Annotated in this window: 17 protein-coding genes; 6 read left to right on the top strand and 11 right to left on the bottom strand. The window is 68.5% G+C overall.

The annotated features are described in order from the left end of the window. Window positions 1-167 precede the first annotated feature (167 nt). A complete protein-coding gene (locus tag ACFYXM_RS35975; RefSeq protein ID WP_389295925.1) occupies window positions 168-875 on the bottom strand; it encodes a helix-turn-helix transcriptional regulator in 708 nt (235 codons plus the stop codon). 58 nt (window positions 876-933) lie between these two features. Next, the gene (locus ACFYXM_RS35970; protein WP_389295923.1) at window positions 934-1173 is read right to left on the bottom strand and encodes a hypothetical protein; all 240 of its coding nucleotides are present in this window, start codon (window positions 1171-1173) and stop codon (window positions 934-936) included. A gap of 1637 nt (window positions 1174-2810) precedes the next feature. On the opposite strand from ACFYXM_RS35970, the gene ACFYXM_RS35965 reads away from it, so the two are divergent. The 3 genes from ACFYXM_RS35965 to ACFYXM_RS35955 all read left to right on the top strand — a co-directional run bounded on the left by ACFYXM_RS35965 (window position 2811) and on the right by ACFYXM_RS35955 (window position 4378). After that, complete coding sequence (locus ACFYXM_RS35965) at window positions 2811-3059, top strand: hypothetical protein (protein WP_389295922.1); 249 nt, start codon at window positions 2811-2813, stop codon at window positions 3057-3059. 1 nt (window position 3060) lies between these two features. After that, window positions 3061-3801 carry a Crp/Fnr family transcriptional regulator gene (locus ACFYXM_RS35960; RefSeq protein ID WP_389295920.1) on the top strand — a complete coding sequence of 247 codons (741 nt, stop codon included), beginning with the start codon at window positions 3061-3063 and terminating at the stop codon, window positions 3799-3801. Between the two features lie 331 nt (window positions 3802-4132). Further along, window positions 4133-4378: a hypothetical protein gene (locus ACFYXM_RS35955; protein ID WP_389295918.1), complete on the top strand. Its 246-nt coding sequence runs from the start codon at window positions 4133-4135 to the stop codon at window positions 4376-4378. A gap of 22 nt (window positions 4379-4400) precedes the next feature. Here ACFYXM_RS35955 and ACFYXM_RS35950 read toward each other — a convergent pair whose 3' ends face one another. After that, window positions 4401-4676 carry a hypothetical protein gene (locus ACFYXM_RS35950; RefSeq protein WP_389295916.1) on the bottom strand — a complete coding sequence of 92 codons (276 nt, stop codon included), beginning with the start codon at window positions 4674-4676 and terminating at the stop codon, window positions 4401-4403. 299 nt (window positions 4677-4975) lie between these two features. On the opposite strand from ACFYXM_RS35950, the gene ACFYXM_RS35945 reads away from it, so the two are divergent. Further along, complete coding sequence (locus ACFYXM_RS35945) at window positions 4976-5398, top strand: RidA family protein (protein WP_389295914.1); 423 nt, start codon at window positions 4976-4978, stop codon at window positions 5396-5398. 135 nt (window positions 5399-5533) lie between these two features. After that, window positions 5534-5764 (top strand): hypothetical protein, encoded by a 231-nt coding sequence (locus ACFYXM_RS35940; protein ID WP_389295912.1) that lies wholly within the window; start codon window positions 5534-5536, stop codon window positions 5762-5764. A gap of 68 nt (window positions 5765-5832) precedes the next feature. On the opposite strand, the gene ACFYXM_RS35935 is transcribed toward ACFYXM_RS35940, so the two are convergent. The 8 genes from ACFYXM_RS35935 to ACFYXM_RS35900 form a co-directional block, all read right to left on the bottom strand. Next, entirely contained in the window at window positions 5833-6903 is a 1071-nt protein-coding gene (locus ACFYXM_RS35935) for a helicase associated domain-containing protein (RefSeq protein WP_389295910.1), read from the bottom strand. Between the two features lie 248 nt (window positions 6904-7151). Beyond that, window positions 7152-8132 (bottom strand): TniB family NTP-binding protein, encoded by a 981-nt coding sequence (locus ACFYXM_RS35930; RefSeq protein WP_389295929.1) that lies wholly within the window; start codon window positions 8130-8132, stop codon window positions 7152-7154. 110 nt (window positions 8133-8242) lie between these two features. Next, complete coding sequence (locus ACFYXM_RS35925; RefSeq protein WP_389295908.1) at window positions 8243-10372, bottom strand: transposase; 2130 nt, start codon at window positions 10370-10372, stop codon at window positions 8243-8245. Then, complete coding sequence (locus tag ACFYXM_RS35920) at window positions 10369-11148, bottom strand: TnsA-like heteromeric transposase endonuclease subunit (RefSeq protein ID WP_389295927.1); 780 nt, start codon at window positions 11146-11148, stop codon at window positions 10369-10371. Before ACFYXM_RS35920 ends, ACFYXM_RS35925 begins: the two co-directional genes overlap by 4 nt. 211 nt (window positions 11149-11359) lie before the next feature. Next, on the bottom strand, window positions 11360-12769 hold the full coding sequence (locus ACFYXM_RS35915; protein ID WP_389295906.1) for a DNA-binding protein: 1410 nt from the start codon (window positions 12767-12769) through the stop codon (window positions 11360-11362). Window positions 12770-13212: 443 nt separating this feature from the next. Beyond that, window positions 13213-13473, bottom strand: a complete 261-nt coding sequence (locus ACFYXM_RS35910; protein WP_389295905.1) for a hypothetical protein — start codon at window positions 13471-13473, stop codon at window positions 13213-13215. A gap of 195 nt (window positions 13474-13668) precedes the next feature. Then, on the bottom strand, window positions 13669-15012 hold the full coding sequence (locus tag ACFYXM_RS35905; protein WP_389295903.1) for a hypothetical protein: 1344 nt from the start codon (window positions 15010-15012) through the stop codon (window positions 13669-13671). Further along, window positions 15012-15590, bottom strand: a complete 579-nt coding sequence (locus tag ACFYXM_RS35900) for an RNA polymerase sigma factor (RefSeq protein ID WP_389295901.1) — start codon at window positions 15588-15590, stop codon at window positions 15012-15014. The genes ACFYXM_RS35905 and ACFYXM_RS35900 overlap by 1 nt, the downstream gene beginning before the upstream one ends. Before the next feature lie 218 nt (window positions 15591-15808). Between ACFYXM_RS35900 and ACFYXM_RS35895 the strand changes: the two genes are divergently transcribed. After that, on the top strand, window positions 15809-17403 hold a 1595-nt coding region (locus ACFYXM_RS35895), incomplete at its 3' end, for a DEAD/DEAH box helicase family protein (protein WP_389295899.1).

Below are 17403 nucleotides of genomic sequence, written 5' to 3'. Positions count from 1 at the left end.
CTTCGGCTACCTGACCCCAGCCGAGACCAGGCAGCGGCACCAACACGCCCTCGCGGCATAACGAACACGTGTCCAACATCACGGGGAAACTTCACGGTGACCCGGGCTGGAGGCTGGGCAGCCCGGGGCTCACACCGAGGCACCCCCGAAACGCGCGGTGGGCGGGTTCAGAGCCGTGCGGCCGCCCTGGGATCGTTGCCTCTGCCTCTTACGTATGGTTGGCGTCCGCCGGGCAATCGGGGTTCCGGCATGCGTGACAGCAGCGTCCGCACCCGCAGCCCTTCGGCCGGACGTGCGCGGGCCAGTGCTTCCAACCAGCGTCGCGTCTCGCCCGGCCCCACACCGCAGGAGCGCAGGACCGCGAGCAGGACGTCGGCGGTCACGGGACGGTCGCCGCGCAGCACCACTCCGTAGGTGTGGTGGGAGAACCCCGGGGTGCGCCGCGCCAGGTCCCGCAGACTCAGACCGCGGAACCGGCGCAACTGGTCCAGGGCCCGGGTGAGTTCGGTCTCGGACCGTGTCCACTGCGGTGGGGTGAGGCGCTGCGTGCTGGCCCACCGCTTCAACAGGGCCGCTTGGCCGTCCTGCGCCTGGGCGGCCTGCTGGGTGAGCCGGACGGCCTCCCACCTGGTCCGCCAGATGGAGCTTTCCGCACCGCAGGCACGGACGTAGCCCTCAGCCGTTCGCCACGAGGGCATTTTGCGGCCGCCGTGCGCGTTCGAGAGCGCAGCGACGGAGATGCCGGTGCGCTGCGACATCTCGGTCAGGGAAGGAGAGCCGGCCTTCACGCGCAGGGCGCGCAGGCCGGCGGCGAAGAGCACCAGCTTGTCCTCTTGAGGGCCGGTGCTGGGCAGGGGGTTCATGGGGCGGGCCATCTCATCTCCTTCCGAGAGCCCGACGGCCCGGGGCACGGGGCCCCGGGCCGGGAGTTCGTCAGGAAGTGATACGGCGGCGCAGCTCGGCGCTGATGAGCCCGGCGACGCCCACAACGGCTACGGATTCCTGGAGGCCCACCCCGCACGCGAGGAGGGCGACCAGCGAGCCCAGGACAACCGTCAGCAGACCGAGATCGGTCCAGGACAGACGAGAGCCCGGGGTCGAGGGCGCGGGCTGGCTGCCCGGGCGCGTCGGCTCGGGCTGGGCGGAGATGTTCTCAGGAAGAATCAGGGACAAGCGAAAACCTCCGGCTTGACGACAGGTTGACGAGCTGTGGACTGCACGCCCCGTTCCGGTTGCAGCCAGAAGGTAGGGCGGCCGTTACGTTACTGACGTGAACGAGCACAGAAGTGGCGCGGTTCCCACGTAAAGGCGCATCTGTCAAGGGGAGCTGATAGTGCGACACGCCTCGTACGCTGCATGGACAGTGGGATTGCGAGGATTTGCCAGGATGATCAGCTTTCCGGTGGAACGGCCTCAGAGTTTCCGCAGGCCAGGCCCAACTTCCCGGACCCTTCCAAGAGATTTTGAAATCCCTCGACAAGACGAAAAAAACTGACCGGGTTCCGCTTCCTTTGGTTATTCATCAACTGTCGCGCAAGTGTCTCGAATAACTCGAAACACTGGCGTCGCACACGCGAGTGTTTCCGCAGGTCAGGGCAGAGAATTCTTCATCCGGTGTAATCGCTTGCAATCCATAGTTGCAACATGAGGCCCCGACCCGGCACACTCTTACCCGTTGACCAGCGCGGCGCGCGCCGCGTTCGGCATCCCGGGCGACGACCTACTTGCTGTGGACGCACCAGGGACAACCGGGGACTCTTCCGTTGCAGCGGAACCCCCACCAACTTCTCGCCCGCAGGCGACTGCGGAGCCGAGGACGACGAAATGTGGCCCGGCCAAACGGCCGGGCCACATCTGTGTCTGCCTTCTCACATCCATACGGCGCCATCAGTGGCGCCCGCCCCACTCCGCCCCAGACGCCTATGCCCGGACGTGGCCGGCCTTGCCGGATTGCCCCGCTCCGGGGCGTCGTCAGAGCGGCAAGCGCGCGTCGCGGGGCCCCCGACGTGCGCCCCGTGCGCCTGGAACTGCGTTCTCAGATGCGCCGTCTCCGCCTCCGCCAGCTCCCGATCGTGCTGCTCCTCCGTCGACCTGAACGCGTGCGGTCCTCTCGGTCTCGGTCCAGCTCGGCGCGCAGCGCGACGACGAAGCCCTGTTCCTCTTGCCTTTGGTCGTCCTCGGCCGGGGCGCCGGGGAGCGGCGCGCGCAGCCGGGGGCCGACGGCGAGGCCGTCGACGAGTTCGTCGTCGAGCGGGTGGCGCTCGTGCAGCGAAACCACTGAGGGCCCCACCGACCGGTGGGGCCCTCAGTGATGCTTGCCATCGGGCCCGGGAAGGGGGCCACCCTTCCCGGGGAAGCCCGATGATGCTGAAGTCCGGGCGAGTTCAAGGCCCATGTCCAACGCATCTATGTAACCGTGCCTACCCGCGAGTTATGCCGTAAAACAAGGTGATTCCTCGCTGTGCCGACCTTAGAACCCTACTTCTACGGCATAAGCGAGGTAGAAAACACGCGTTTCATTATGGTGGATGTCACATCTTTGACGGAGGCGTCCTCCTGAGGGCCGTTCCCCTAAGTGATCAAACGATTCCCCTGCGCGTAAGGGAAGTTATGCCCGTCACCCCCATGTCTGTAAAGTCTTTCGGACTGGTCGAAGGAGACCCCTCGGGGTGCGCCTTCGGTTAGTGCTGCAAGTCCAAAACGAGTTCACCTGGCGGTCTCCGGTCAGCGACCGGGCTCGGCTGAGTGCCCCCTAGCCAGGGGCGGGAGGCCGAGCAGTCGACCGCCCTTTTCCCTCTCAGGGGGGCTTCATGTCCATACCAGCTCTTGTGGTCGCCGCGCTGTTATTCCTGATCGTCTTCGGGGCCGTCTGCTTCACAGTCGCCCACCTCAAGGCGACGCCGGCCCGAATCACGGCCGTCGTCCTCGCGATGGGCACGCTCATCGGCGCCATGGTGCCCGTCGTCGCTCTTCTCACCGAACCGCCGCAGCCGATACCCCCCGTGGCGGCAACCCGCGCGATCTCCAATTTGTCGCGGTCGGCCGAGGAAGGGATCTGACGTGGCGCCCGGCGAACCCGCCGTTGAATTCCGCCCGCGCCGCAGCGGCAGCGTCGGAGTGCGCTTGGAGCAGTACTTTCAGTCCAAGGGCGTCGCCGCGGAGGCTGCTGCAGCCCTCGCGGGCAGCAGCACCCTGTTCCGGCACGCCCGTGAGACCGGGCCGGTAGATCGCAACGCAGTGGAGATCATCCTTTCCGGAGTCGCGTTTGACGAGGGCCGCCTCTGGGGACCGGGACGATGGCTCGGCGACCTCGACATGTTCTCGGGCTCGGTGGCGCGCTCGTTGACCGAGTTCCTGTGCACCACGTGGACGATCCGGATCCCTCGCGATGTTCTGCGGAGTCGCGCTATGCGGGACTTGAGCGTGCAGCGCATGCTGACCCAGGTATTGCTCGACCATCTCCGCGTCCACGACGTCGTGTACGGCCTGGACTTCCGCCCGACGACCGCTCGCCTCGCCCAGCTGATCCATCACCTGGCTCACCAGGATCCCGACCTGGTGCAGGCCCGAATCCTGCCGTTCATGGAAGAGCCGATGCATGGCCCAACGCATAGGCATCTTGCCCATGCGCTCGGAGTCAGCCTGGCTTCGATCGAGAAGAGCATGCGCCACCTGCGCAAGGCAGGCGCGCTCGCTTCCTTGGGCAAGGGCAGGGCCAAGCGCGCCTACACGATCCTCGACCCCGACCTGCTCCACGTTGTGGCCAGCGGGGCCGTGCCAGCGGTCGCCGTGGAACAGTAGGGAAGCAGTGGTCTCTGGCAGGGAGTCGGCGGGTTCGGGGCCGGTGCGGCTCGGCCACCTCCTACGTCGAGCTGGTCGGTGGTGCGCTCGACGGGCAGCTGCTCGACGTCACCGGATGGTCGGAGGAGGAGCGGACGGGCGGGGCGCTGCTGACCTGATGTGCGCGTCGGCGGGACGGAGACCGGATTCCCGGCGCGGTACAGGGCCGTCCTGGTGCCCGAGCGGCGAGTTGCACCGGCCTGTTCGGCGGCCGTGAGGTTCGTCGCCCGTACCGGTGATGCGGGGTCTTGGTGCGGTGCGTCGCGGGGCGCCGGTGTGGTGCGCTGGGGGCATGACGACATCCTCAGCACCCACCCCGGAGTACGGGGCACCGGCTCTCCCTGTGACCGGTGCCCTTCCGCCTCGCCGTGACCTTTCCGACGCCGACCGGATCGCCGCCCTGCGGGCCGCGTTGCAGCAGGTGGTGCCGGTGCTCGCGTACTGCGCCGGCCGGGAGGCGGCTGACGATCCGAAGCAAGCGGCCGTAGTGCTCGCGGCGGCCGACGAGGCGGCTCAGGCCCTGGCACGGACCGCCTGACGGCCGGACCCGGCCCCGGCGTTCACGGCGCCTCCCGCCCCTCGCCCGTCCCGGCCCGCTGCCGGTCCTGGTCGTAGCGGGCGGCGAGTTCTGCGCCGCGGGCGAGGAGTTTCTGCTCAAGGTCGTCCAGTTCGGCGGTTGTGGACTCGCGGTTGTGGACGATGGCCCAGCCGATCGTGCCGTCGGGGCCGGCCGCGGTGGTGAGCTTGGGGTCGGTGGCCCTGGGCTCGCTGGTCGCCTCGGCGCTCGTCCTGGCCGTACAGCCGCTCCTGGTCCGCGACTTCTCCGCCGGCCTCATCTGGGCGCTGACGTGGGGAGTGTGCAGCGCGGCATGTATCGTCCCGCAGCAGCACCGACTGATCGAGAAGGCGCCGGCATCCGCACCGATCCTGCTGGGACTCAGCTCCACAGCGATCTATCTGGGAATCTCCCTGGGCAGTGGCCTCGGAGGTCTCACTTCAGAGTGGATCTCCCCGGACCAGTTCGGCTACCCCGCCGCCGTGCTGACCGCAGCGGCTACCGTGCTGGTTCTCGTCACGAAAGACCGGCAGCGTGTCCCCGTCTTCTCCAGCGCCGACAAGGAAATGACATAACGACATGAAGCATCACACGCGCCCTTCAGGCATGCCCCCGGCCAACGGCTACAGCCACACCGTGGCCACCACCGGGCCACTGATCTTCGTCTCCGGCCAGCTCCCCCTTGACTCCGACGGAAATCTCGTCGGCCAGAACGACGCCCGCAAACAGATCGACCAGGTGTTCTCCAACCTCGCCGCGGCCCTCGAGGCCGCTGGCTCGCACATGGACAGAGTCGTCAAGCTGACGGTGTTCCTGACCGACCTGTCAGACCTGGCGGCATTCCGCGAAGTACGCGACACCTATCTGCGCCTCGACGCTCCGCCGTCCTCCTCCCTGGTCCAGGTGTCCGCCCTGGTCCACCCCGAGGCCCGCGTCGAGATCGAGGCCATCGCGGAAGCCTCGCCCGAACCGCAGATACTCGATCCGCATCAACTGCGCTGACAACGCCCACCGGAAGCTGCCCGGCGATGCCGTAAGTGAAGGTCGTCAGTTCGAATCCGGCATGGGCTCTGAGTAGCGCCGGGCCAGGGCCCCTCCCGTTCACCGACCGGGAGAGGCCCTGCACGTGGCACACATATGGCACTCACGCGTGAGTTCGGCGGGGTGGACTCGCGGTTGTGGACGATGGCCCAGCCGATCGTGCCATCGGGGCCGGCCGCGGTGGTGAGCCTCGGTTCGGTGGTGTCGGACGATGACACCGTCGCGGGTGATGGTGAGCCGGTCGCGGCCGGCCTTCATCCACGGCGTCTCGACCGGGTCCGCCCCGTACAGCTCGGGCGGACCGGCATCACACAGCCCAACCGCTGACAGCTCAGAAACAGGGCCCGGTCATCCGATGACCGGGCCCTGTCCACGCACCTGAAGCCTCCGCCGTTCTACCAGCGCATCCCGATCGCATCGAGGTCCGCGCGACGCTGCTCGGTGAGCTTGTCGGCCCGTTTGCGGACGTTGTCGAGCCAGGTGCCGAGCTTGACCTCCACAACCCCGTCAGCACCGTTCTGACGGCCTGACGGGTCCGTCTCGGCCTCCAGGTGCTCGATGTGCTTGCGAGGTACTTTCAGGTGTCCTTCCCGGGCGTGGAACTGGCGGGCGGCGGCGAGGTTGGTGGCCCACTTCGCGTCCTGCGCCCGCGGCACCGGCCGCCCCGCCGTCTCCTTCTCGGCGGGTGTGAGTCCGAGGGTGTTCTCCAGCAGCCACTGCTGCGCGGCCAGCAGCTGCTCCCACCCGTGCTGCTGCGAGGTGACCCACCGGCCGAGGTCTTCGCCCTGCACGACCACCGTCCCGGCAGCCGTGGGGACGGTGGCGCCGGCCTGTACGTGGTTGTGGACGAGGCGGTAGCAGCGCTGCCAGGTCGTGTCCCATGCCGGGCACCACCCCGGATCGATCGCGTCGAGCTCGTCCCGCCGCGCCTGGGGCATCGCCCCGGCCGCCGACCGCACGGGCCGCCCTGCCGCACGGAGCTCGGCGTTCTCGGCCGCCCGCCGGGCTGCTGCGCGGGCGTTCTTCCCCCAGACCCCGATGGGGTAGTCCTCCCACACCGCGGTGACCGGCGGAAGGAAGTGCCCGTGGACCGCGGCGTAGGAACGCGCGACGGACATTCCGTCGTCCCAGGCCGCGTCCCGCTCGGACCACACCATCCCGAGCTGCTCCAGCTCCACCACACGCTTCGCCTCCAGCGTCCCGGCCCCGTAGGCGCGCCGCTGCTCGGCGACCCACCGCCCGAGAGGATGCCCGCCGATCCCGCCCCAGTCCTCCGGCGTGGAGTACGTGTAAGGGACGCGCAGCACGGTGTTCCCGGTTTCGCGCAGCCACCGCGTGGCGGCCTCGATCCCGCGCCGCCAGTACGCCCCTTCCGGGTCGATGACCCGCAGCCGCACGAACTGGGCGAGCACGGCTGGGTCGCGTTCCTCGCTGAACCGCAGTACCCCGGCAGCCGCCCCACTCACCCGCACACGCGCCCCGTCCCCGTCCTGCAGGACTATCGGTTCTCGGTGTGGGTTGGGGTGTGTGGGTGGTTCTGGGCTGGGGTGTTGCGGGTTGGGTGAGAACCGGTCGTGTGGCTTTCGGGCGGGGTGGTAGGCGGTCTGACCTGGTGTTATCTCAATTCTATTGAGAATTAATGGTGTTGTTGCAGATGGTTTGTGCGTCTAATGGCAGTGCCTGTGTTTTTGCTGGTCAGGGGTGTTTTGCCTGGTCAGCGTGGGTTGGGTTGGCGGTCTCGCGTGGTGTGGTGGTGAGTTTCGGCGAGGTGGTCCAGACGGATCGTGTCGAGACTTTGCTTGGTGATCCGTTCGCTGCCGTCGAGGATCGCGGTGATCGCTGCTTGCCGGATCAGCCGGGCCAGGCTCCCGATCCTGCCTGCGGTGCGCTGGTGGAGGTAGGCGGTGTGGCGGGGGAGTGTCCCGGCCCGGTGCGTGCGGAGATCGAGTGCGGCTTCTACTCCCGCGATCAGTTCTCTGAAGGGTTCGCGTGTGCCGAGCCGTGCTGGGAACGCCCCGCATTCCACCAAGCTCGCGCGTGCGGCGAGCTGGGCCCCGCGTACCCCGGAGAACAGGGCGGTGGTGGTGACGTCGATGCCCGCGTACACGAACGTCGCCCCGATGCGTTCGGTGAGGTCTTTGAGCAGGTCGGCGGTTTCCGCGCCGGTGGTGGTGCGGGGGTTGAGCCGGTGGATCTCGTCGATGAGTACCAGACGCACGCCCGCACGGTTGTAGGTGTGGCAGACGGCGTCGGTGATCTGGGCCTGGGTCATGCGGGCGGTGACGGGGATGCCGAGATAGCGGGCGAATTCGGTCGCGAGTGCTTTCGCGGTCGCCCCGGGCGGGACCAGTACATAGGCGACCGGCACCGCGGCTTGCGTGGTGATGGCCGGCGGGTGCTGCTGGGTGTGAGCGAGGTGGCAGGCGCGCCCGACGTGGAGCAGCGCAGTGGTCTTCCCGGCCGCTGCCGGACCGGTGACGATCAGCGAGGGCCGGGCGGTGGTCTGCTGGTGCCGTCCCAGAACCATCAGAGTGCGCACGCCGGTGGTCAGGGTGTCGATCGCCGGGGTCCGCACCGTGACGAACGCGGAGTGATAGGCGAGGCGTTCCTCCACGCCGCGCGCCGGTTCCCCGGGAGCGGGTGGCTGTGGGGGAGGGGTGGTGGCGAAGCGCTGCCAGCCCTGCCAGGTCGTCACCGACCACGCCCCGCCTGCACCGTCGCCGGCGGGCGTGCTCGCGCCGTCTCTGTCCTGTCCGCCCGTGCCTGCCGCCGCGAGGAGACCGCTTGCGTCCGGGCTGTGGTGGTTCACCACTTGAGGGCCTCCTCCTGGGCGTCGTAGAGCCCGTACCCGGCCACCGGCACGGCCGGACCGGCAGGGGTCTCGTCTTCGGCGGCGTCCTGGTCGAGGTCGTCGAGGCTGTCGTCCTCCGTTCCTGTGGCTGCCGTGCCCAGTTCCTGTGCCTGATCCTCGGACACGGGCCCGGTAGACGGTGGGGGAGTGCGGGCGGTGGCATGGCGGGCGAGGACGTACTGCTCGGTACGGGTGGCTGTTCCAGCTTTCGCCCGCCGCATCAATTGATCGAGGGCTTCGGCGAGGTCCGCCTCGTACCGGTCGTGGTCCGCGTGGCGTGTGGTGATCGTCTGCAGGTACTGCCAGGTGCGGTCGTTGAACGGCTGGTGGGCGTGTTCCCGGTGGATCCACGGGATCTCGGTCAGTCCAAGGTCGGGGAGGCGGACCCAGAGCTGACGGACGTCGTGCGGGTTGGTGTGGACCTCCCATTTCCCGCCCCGGGCCGCCACGCCGGAGTCCTGTCCCCGGTGCGGGCCGAGGAGGTCGTGGTCGTAGGTGCGGTGGTGCAGCCGGATGCCGTGCTCGGTGATGGCCTGCCACCGCACCGGCAGCAGCTCCAGATAGTCACTGCCGGTCAACGGCACGGGCACGTATCCGGCGACCGCGACCAGGGCCGCCCACATCTCGTTCGGGGACAGTGCGACCTTCGGCAGCATGGGATGCTGCAGCCCCTGGTGCGGACGGTGGTGGTAGTGCACGAGCCATTCGTCGAGGAGGTCCTGCAACTGGGCGACGCTGTAGCACGCTTCGCGTGCCACGTCCTTGCCGCGGCGGGTTACATCGGACCCGGTGTAGCCGGGCAGGTGCTGGCAGAACAAGGTGTTGATCGATCCGAAGGTCCGCTCGACGATGCCCTTGGCGGTCGGGGCGAACGGCGGAGCCGCCTGCACGCTGATCCCGAGCACTTCACAGGCGCCCGTGAACGCCTTCGACAGGAACACCTTCCCCCGGTCCACCACCACAGTCTCGGGCACCACCACCGGCCGGGCGGCCGCCCCGTGGAGACGTTCGTCCAGCGACATCAGCCGCTCCCCGGGCAGGACCGTGCTGTGCGCGAAGCGCAGGACATCGGGCCAGGCCGGGCGTGCCGGATACGGCACCGCCATCTCCGCCAGCAACAGGGCGGCATCCACCGCCTGCGTCCCGGCCGGGCACAGCACCGCCGCGAGGATCGCCCGGGTCGCCACGTCGACAGCGATGGTGAGTTCGGGCCGTCCCAGACTGCCGTCGTCGTAGAGCGCGAGGACGTCCAGGCGGGTGGTGTCGATCTGGACCTGTTCCCCAGGCCGCAGAGCCATGGTCGGGGTGAACTTACGCCCGTCGTCCGTGAGCGGCGCCGCGCGCACGCGTCTCGCCGGGTGATCAGCAGGATGGGCGAGCTGGTTGACGAGCCGGTAGAACGTGGCCTGCGCGGGCATGGCCACCGTGTTCCCGTGCCGTTCTTTCAGAAGCCGCGCGACCAGCGGCATCAGCGCTTTGACGGTGCCCTTGGAACGCCCCCGCTGCCCGCGCAGCACGTCCTTGACCGCGGCGACGACCCGCTCGTCCTGACGCCCCCCACCATCACCGCTCTTCGGACTGCGGGCGGTGCGGTGGTCCACCAACCCCCATAACCCCTGCTTGCGATAGGACAGCCGCATCCGCTGCACCGTCGACCTCGACACCTGCCCAAAGCCCAGCGCCGTCAGCTCCGCAGCCTTGGCCTGCTCCCGCTCGGCCAACGTCCACCGATCCGGGTCGTACTCCGCCCGCACCACCCCACCGCTGCCCACTTCACCCGGCAGCCCGCATTCCACTTCCCTGATGTGCCGCAGCCAGGCCAGCGCCTTCTCCCGCGCCGCAGCAGGTGCAGTCTCGAACAGCCCCCACTGCGGCACCGCCTGAACCGGCTGCTCCGCGCCCAGGACCGCGAACCCGGGGTCGGCGAACAGGTGCCCGGCCAGCACCACCTGGTCCGCCCCGTCCTCACCGACCAGGTGGAAGCCCTGCCCGGACAGGGCAACGACTTGCCACCGCGCCCCGCCATAACGGACCCGTGCCCCGACCTCCACCACCGGCCGCCCACCCCGCCGCACCCCGCTCACCAAGCCTCCCCACAGCCCGCACCAGCCCCGCCGACGCCTTCGACGTCACCACCACCGGCACCATCTCCGCACGGCAGGCCCAGCCCGTCGCCGGACACACCGGACGCAGGAGCACGGACCAGGACTCGTTCGTGCAGCGGCACATCCAGCGCCACGGTCAGCCAGCCGTGCCACAAGGCGTGGAAGGCGGCGGGCAGGACTTCGATCGGGTCGCCGACCTCCTCCACGCCGTCGATCAGCGGCTGTGCCTCGGCGAACGCCTCAAGCACGGCGGCCGCAAGTCCCGGGCGGCCCTGGTGGCGTGGGTGCCGGTAGCCGGCCAGCCACTTCAGGTTCGCCGCCAGCGTCTTCTCCAGCGGCTCAAGACGCTGGTAGACGAACCCCACCTGCGCACACGCCTCCGCAACCGTCTCCGCAGCCTCCAATGCCCGTTCGCCGCCGGCTTCCGGGTGGCTGGGACAATCGGCCAGCATCCCGGTGCCGTCCGCGTACCGTACGAACAGCTGCGGCACCCACGACCGCACCCGCCCCTGCCCGTCCCGCCACAAAACCCGCACCGGCCGTCCCGCCAGGCCCACTACCCGCCGGTCACGGTCGAGGACCATCAACTGCGCCCGCATCGCGTGCGATCCCGAGGCCACGTGCCGCCCGGTGGTGGCCGACCACCACAGGCCCGGCCCCCACCTGCGCCCCGGTACGGCCGGGAACGCCGACACCGGATCCAGCTCCTCGAAAGCCACCGCCACCGCCGCGTCCGCCCACCGCTGCTGCACCATCCGCCCCACCGGATCGAGGAAGACGGCCTCGAACCCCGCCCCGACCACCACGTCCCGCTGCCCGACCGCCCTCTCAGGGCCGCCCACCACGCTCCTGCCGCTCACCCACCCCACCCCACCGGTGCCCCCACCGCACCGGACACGTTTCACGCGTTCTGATCACAAGACGCCGCCCCATGCGCTAATAGCAGCGACTGGACCACTCCCGGCTCTACTCGTCGTCCGCACCCCGGTACGTCCCGAGGACTGCTACCGCCTCCTCCTCCGACAGCTGCGCCCACCGGGCCACCTCGTCCACCCTCACCCCGGCGTTCACCGCGGCCACCATGACCCGCCCCAGCACCTGGTCGAGCAGATCCGTCCCACGGCTCAAGCCCTCCAGCATGGACCGGGCCACCTCGGCGGTAGTGCCGACCTGCGCACCGCGCAACTGCTGCAACTGCTCCTCGGCCTCGCCGAGGAGATTGGTGATCAAAAAGCGCTGCTCGGCGGGCACCACGGCCCGCCAGTTCGTCCCCGAGCCGGGCATCTTCTTCTCCCTGGTCAAGCCCCGCAGCCCGGCGGCCATCGTCGACGGCCGGTGTTCCTGCCGCACCCACCACAGGTCCTCCTCGAACCGCGCATACGGGCCCTCCCGGCTTTCGGGATAACGACGCAGGCGGACAACCGCCCCCCTCCACGCGACCAGCGGACCCCCGTAGTCGACCCCGATCAACGGCCCCAGCCACTCCCTTCCCACCCGCTCGCCGAGACGACGGCAGAACACCCCGTCCGCCCCCAGCAGCTGCGGCCGTTCACCCCCGCTGTCCGCCCACACCAGCCGCACCATGACCGGATCCAGCAGCGCATCCGCGACCGCCACTACTTCCGGGAAGACAACCGCATCCCGCCCCACGATCCGCCACCACTCAAATTCCGACCCGGCATCACCGCCCGCGACCTGATGCAGCCGCCGCGGCCAGATCGTCTCCCGCTCCCAGCCAAGGGCCTGCTCCCACCACCGCGCCACCACCGCCTGCGCCAAAGCGAACACCCGCTCCGGCTCGGCCCCGGCCCGCACAGCCCGCCGCGCCACCCCCGTCCACCGCCGCTGCGCCCCGGCCACCTCCGGCAAGTGCCGCACGTCCAGGTATTCGCGGGACTGGTCGGCGTCCGCGTCCAAGAGCCACCGCCCGTGCCGCGTGCACACCCGATCCCACCGCGGGGCGTACCGCACGACCCGCACGACGGTTCCTGTCCGCCCGGCGGCGCACAACCGGCAGCCGAATGCCACCGGCCCGGCGACCGCGCTACCGATCCGCCATGCCGCCGTTGGCACTGCCTCCCCCTTGGCCAGCAGTTTGGCATCCTCCTGCGCCCAGGACGGCAATGCCCGCGCCAGCACGTCTTCCTCCACGCCGCACAGGCCTGCCAGGCGCTGCCGTCCGGCTGAGTTCAGCAGCACCTCGGCGTCGGCCCGACAGGTCCCGCTATCGTGTCTGGGCTGATGGTTACGCCAGAGCCACCAGGACCGCAACGCTTTGGCTTCCATCCCGTAGCGGTTTGCGATGCGGCAGATCAGGGACGAGGTCGTTTCTCCCCGCAGGGGAGCGGTCCTCAGGAGAACGGGATGACGGATCACTCCACCACAGTGCCGTGTTAGCCGTCCCCAGCGGGCACTTTCGCACGGATGCCCAGCAGATCAAGCAACCGGTTCGAGGAGCGCTGATCGACGTCGTGGCGGAGATCCCGGCCGCCTCATTCAGTAAGCACCCCCAAGCCATACCTACGAGGTGCGGCAAGCGACACCATGTTGCAGCCTGACGCACGAGACCCCGTGCCGATGGCCCGGGGTCTCGTGCGTCAGGCTCAATAGTTGAACGGCCGAACGGAAGCTCCGGCACGCGGGCCAGGTTGACCCTGCCGAACAGGCCCCGCTCGTACTGCTACCGGCCCCCCTCGGGACAGCGGTCGGGCCTGGCCGAGAACGATTCACTGGCTGCATGCCTTGGGCGGGCCGCCAGGTACGCGGGCTGCCGACTCGGTTCATGTTCCCCGCTCAAGCCCCTCGTGCGGTGAGCCGGTTCACCCTCGGCGCCGATACCAGCGCCAAAGGAAGCTGGCCACCACCAGGTAGAGGCCGCCGGCGGCGATGCCCACCTGGAGGGGATCCGCCCAGGTGGGGTCGATCTTCGTGAACAGCGCCGATCCGGCGATGACGACAACGCAGCCGACGACCGCCCAGCCCGCAACGTGCTTCGAAGGCACCGTTGAACCGGTCGTCTGGGGCGCGGTGTCCCGGTTGCCGCCGTCCTGCTGCGACTGCCCGTTCATCGTCGTAGTCATGTGAAAGCATCCTTCGATCCGCGTGGCCGGGACTGGTCGGCCCGGCAGAGCTAATACGGACTCATCTGCCTTTTGTTACACACGTGACCGAAGAAAAGGAAAGAACCTTCAGACGATGGGTGCGCGGGCATAGCGGGCAGACCGCCGATACGATGGCAGCCATCCAGCGGTAGGGAATTGCACGTCCCGATTCCTTCAGGCCTCCTTTCCTGCACATTCTCGGAATGCTTCATTCACGAATCCTTGAATCTCGGACAGTTCCTGCTGTGTCCTCAGATTCTCAGGGACAGGGATCATCAGCGCAGCAGCCTGTTCGGCCTCACCGGAGCAGGACCGTCCCTCTGGGGGCTGCAGATCGGCAGGGTGAGCTGAGCTGAGCAGCAGCACGGCTGCCACGACGTCTGGCGGCCGTGATCCGCTGCGGCGCTCATGCCACCGCAGTGCCAACTCGGCTTCCCACTGCAACACCCGCTGCTGTCCGCTTGCCGGTCTGGGCAGGACAACCATCAGCAGATGAGGCTCAGTGCTGCTGCTCACTGCTGGCGCACGGTAGCGCGATGGCGACTGCTGTGTGAGCTTGACCGGTGCTCCGGGAGCGAGCCGACCAGATGCAGGCTCGTAGCCGAACTTCCTCCACAGGCGGTCCAGCAGCATGACCTGGTATGGCTGCAGCCAGGTACGGGCCGCTGCTCGGCATGCTGGATCAGCAAGTACCCGTGAAGCCCCCTGCCTCGGAGCCGGGAGAAGCTGATGGGAATCGACACTCTGACCAGCGGACCAGAGGCGGAGCGTGCCTGTCTCGGCATCTGCGGCAGTGTGAGCTCCGGAGACGGGCACAAACCACCACAGCCCCTCAACACCTTCCAGTGCTGGCACTGGTGCGAGGTCTGCCGATGTTCTCAGGCAGTGTTCAGACAAGTCTGTGCCACTCAGGAGCATCCCGCTGACGAGGAAGGACAGCCGCAGGGGCCTGGTGGGGCAGACCGTGTTCAGACGCAGGTCGGCATCGAAGCGTCCGAGCCTGTCACTGCATGCGGCAGCAGGAGTCCTTGCTACGGACAGTGCGCTGTTGAAGACCGCTGACAGAGCAGCCAGGAGATCCCGCGCACTTGCCCAGTGCTCCGGCTCTGCTGCAGAGCATGCCTGAAGCGGAGCGTGTGCACGGTTCCGTGTGTCGTGCTGGGACGCAGGCCTGTGTGACTGCCCGTGTCCAGCAGCGGTTTCCATACGCTTGAACAGATGATCGGCCCGCGCAGCCAGTTCTGATGCTGTGTAGCTGGGGACCTCGCCTGAGGACACCAGAGTGTCGTACTGCCCGAGGAATTCGGTGAATGATTCCTCACTGAAAAAATCAGCGATCACATCCTCCTCATCCACAGTTTCTGCGGTCAATGCCTCGGCCGGAATATCAGTGTCGTTCACGGGAAGCCGGATAGAGGGGAAACCTTCTGACATCATATGGGAATCTTTTTCCTCTCCGGAATGGCCCGGCACTGCGTTACTGTTCAGATTCTGGCGGTGCTCCTTACTCGACGTCATCAGATGTCCTCCGGGTGGTGCTGGGGAAACTTGGCCGCGTACCTTTTGCGAGCCCGGGTCAACGCCGTCCTGAACGCGCCGTGACTCATTCCGAGCTCGAGGGCCTGCTCGGACTGCGACACCCCTTCCATCGGGATGAGGACGTCCCGGTCCCGCTGCGAAAGAGCCCGCAGGTTCTCCAAGACCTGGGTGGCTTCTGCGGCTCGGACGACGATCTCGGCCGGGTCGGCGTCGGTATCGGGTTCGTCGGGCTGGTCCTCCAGCGACCGCAGGGACTTCTGCCTCCGCAGGTGGTTCGTCGCTTCGTTTGAGACAACCGTCCGCACGTACTTCGTCCGCTCTTCGGGAGCTGAACCTTCCCAGCGGCCAGCCGCTTCGGGAGCGGACATCATGCGCGCATACACCCGCGTGTAGGCCTCGGACACGATGTTCTCGGCGTCGTGCTGACCGATGCCGCCCCTGCTGACGACCCACCCGACGAACCGGGGGAACCACTGCTGCAGATGTTCACCCAGCATGTCCTCCACCAACGGCCGCGGCCCGCGCGCCCCCGTTGACGCAGCCACGTCATCGCTCACTGATCCCTCGGCCTTCCCCGACCCTCCGGCCTTAGCCGGACTGCTGCACCCGCTCCCCGACGGCCTCACACAGGTAGTACGGCGGAGGCCCCGTGGTGTTACACCTGAGCGCGGACTTCTTCGAACTTCTTCTGCACCACGCCTCCCACCAGATGCGGGAAGATGAAGAGGCACGTTGCCCGCACCTGTCGTCTCGCACCCCGAGGTACTTCGTCGCGATGACTACCCGCCCCACCGCAACGCTCTCCCTCCGCCCGGAAGACCGTCGTATGCTGCGTGTGGATCAGCAGGCTGCGGTGGAGTCCGCGGTGCGGCATCTGAAGAACCCGGGTACGCGCGGGCACATCGTCTCCGCCTGCGGGACGGGGAAGACTCTGATCGCGTTGCGCACGGCAGAGGCGCTCGATGTCCGTTATTTCCTGGTTGCGGTGCCGGGGCTGGATTTGATTGGTCAGTGGGTGGCTGCGGCCCGTGCGGATGGGCGCCGTGAGTCGTTGATGGCGGTTTCCTCTTCCGATGCCCGTAAGCATCCTGTGCTGGCGGGTGCGGGGGCGGTGAGTACGGGGTCGGGGGAGTACCTGGCGTACTGGCTTGCTCAGCGCAGGAAACGACGTGAGGGAGCGACGGTGTTCGTCACGCTCGATTCCCTCCTGCGGATCGAGGAGAGCCAGCACTCGGTCTTCGCTGCTCCTGTCTTCGACCTGCTGGTCGTGGATGAGGCGCACCGCACGGCGGGGAGCTGGGACAAGCAGTGGACGGTGATCCACGACCAGGCCCGGATCCTGGCCGACCGGCGTCTGTACCTGACCGCGACCCCGTACGAGTGGGAGGCTCCGCGTCTGACCGAGGCCCCCGATACACGGCCTCAGCCGAAGCGGACCGCGGCCACCGCACCCGCGTGGGAGGCCCCCTCCCTGATCGCGTCGATGGACGATCCGAAGGTTTTCGGCCCGCGCTTGCACACGTACTCCCACGCGGACGCGATCGAGGACGGTGTCCTGGCCGACTACCAGCTGCTCGTGCCCACGATTACCAGCACCGACCTGCGCACCGTCCTCGCCAACTCCGGCGATGCCCACACGGGGTTCGGCCCGAGCGCCCGTCGTACGAGTGCGCTGCACCTGGCCGTCCTCAAGGCCATGACCCAGCACGACCTCAAGCATGTGATCGTGTACTTCCAGCAGGTCGCAGACGCCGCGGACTTCGCCCGCCAGTTCCCCCATACGCTGCGTACCCTTCCCGCGGACCAGCGCCCCGCATGGGCCGACGACCTTCTTGTGCAGTCGGTCAACGGCACGCACACCCCTGACCAGCGCCACGCCATCCTCACCGGCTTCGCCGATGCCGACCGCGGCGTGCTGACCAATGCCCAGGTCCTGGGGGAGGGGGTGGACCTGCCGGCCGTGGACGCGGTCGTGTTCGCGGACCGCACGGCGAGCGTGCGCCGCATCGTCCAGGCCCTGGGCCGCGCCCTGCGCAAGCCCCCGACCATCGAGCGCAAGACGGCGAGCCTGGTCATCCCGGCCTACACCCCACCCGACGCCGACCCCACCGACCTCCTCTCCACCCCCTACGAGGCCCTCTGGCTGGTCACCGCAGCCCTGCGCCACCACGACCAGTCGATTGCCGCCCGGGCCCCGCGCAAGAACGCCAAGCGCCGCCTGGACGCCAGCACCCACACCCTGATCACACGCCGGTTCCGGTTTGACTTCACTCTCGACCCCGGACATATCGCCCGGGCCATGGACCTGCTGGCCTGGCCCGCCGTCGGCGCGGTTCTGTCCGCACCCCGCCGCGCGGGACTCGCGGCCGC

It is taken from the genome of Streptomyces sp. NPDC002476 (assembly GCF_042889785.1).
Taxonomy (GTDB): Bacteria; Actinomycetota; Actinomycetes; order Streptomycetales; family Streptomycetaceae; genus Streptomyces.
Note: the sequence above shows the minus strand (reverse complement) of the source record. Positions and strands in the feature narration are given on the sequence as shown.

What these genes read in the sequence shown, in the direction of transcription:
- ACFYXM_RS35975 (WP_389295925.1), bottom strand. Translation starts at nt 875, where the DNA reads ATGGCCCGCCCCATGAACCCCCTGCCCAGCACCGGCCCTCAAGAGGAC.
- ACFYXM_RS35965 (WP_389295922.1), top strand. Translation starts at nt 2,811, where the DNA reads ATGTCCATACCAGCTCTTGTGGTCGCCGCGCTGTTATTCCTGATCGTC.
- ACFYXM_RS35955 (WP_389295918.1), top strand. Translation starts at nt 4,133, where the DNA reads ATGACGACATCCTCAGCACCCACCCCGGAGTACGGGGCACCGGCTCTC.
- ACFYXM_RS35950 (WP_389295916.1), bottom strand. Translation starts at nt 4,676, where the DNA reads ATGAGGCCGGCGGAGAAGTCGCGGACCAGGAGCGGCTGTACGGCCAGG.
- ACFYXM_RS35945 (WP_389295914.1), top strand. Translation starts at nt 4,976, where the DNA reads ATGAAGCATCACACGCGCCCTTCAGGCATGCCCCCGGCCAACGGCTAC.
- ACFYXM_RS35940 (WP_389295912.1), top strand. Translation starts at nt 5,534, where the DNA reads ATGGCACTCACGCGTGAGTTCGGCGGGGTGGACTCGCGGTTGTGGACG.
- ACFYXM_RS35920 (WP_389295927.1), bottom strand. Translation starts at nt 11,148, where the DNA reads ATGGTGCAGCAGCGGTGGGCGGACGCGGCGGTGGCGGTGGCTTTCGAG.
- ACFYXM_RS35910 (WP_389295905.1), bottom strand. Translation starts at nt 13,473, where the DNA reads ATGACTACGACGATGAACGGGCAGTCGCAGCAGGACGGCGGCAACCGG.
- ACFYXM_RS35905 (WP_389295903.1), bottom strand. Translation starts at nt 15,012, where the DNA reads ATGACGTCGAGTAAGGAGCACCGCCAGAATCTGAACAGTAACGCAGTG.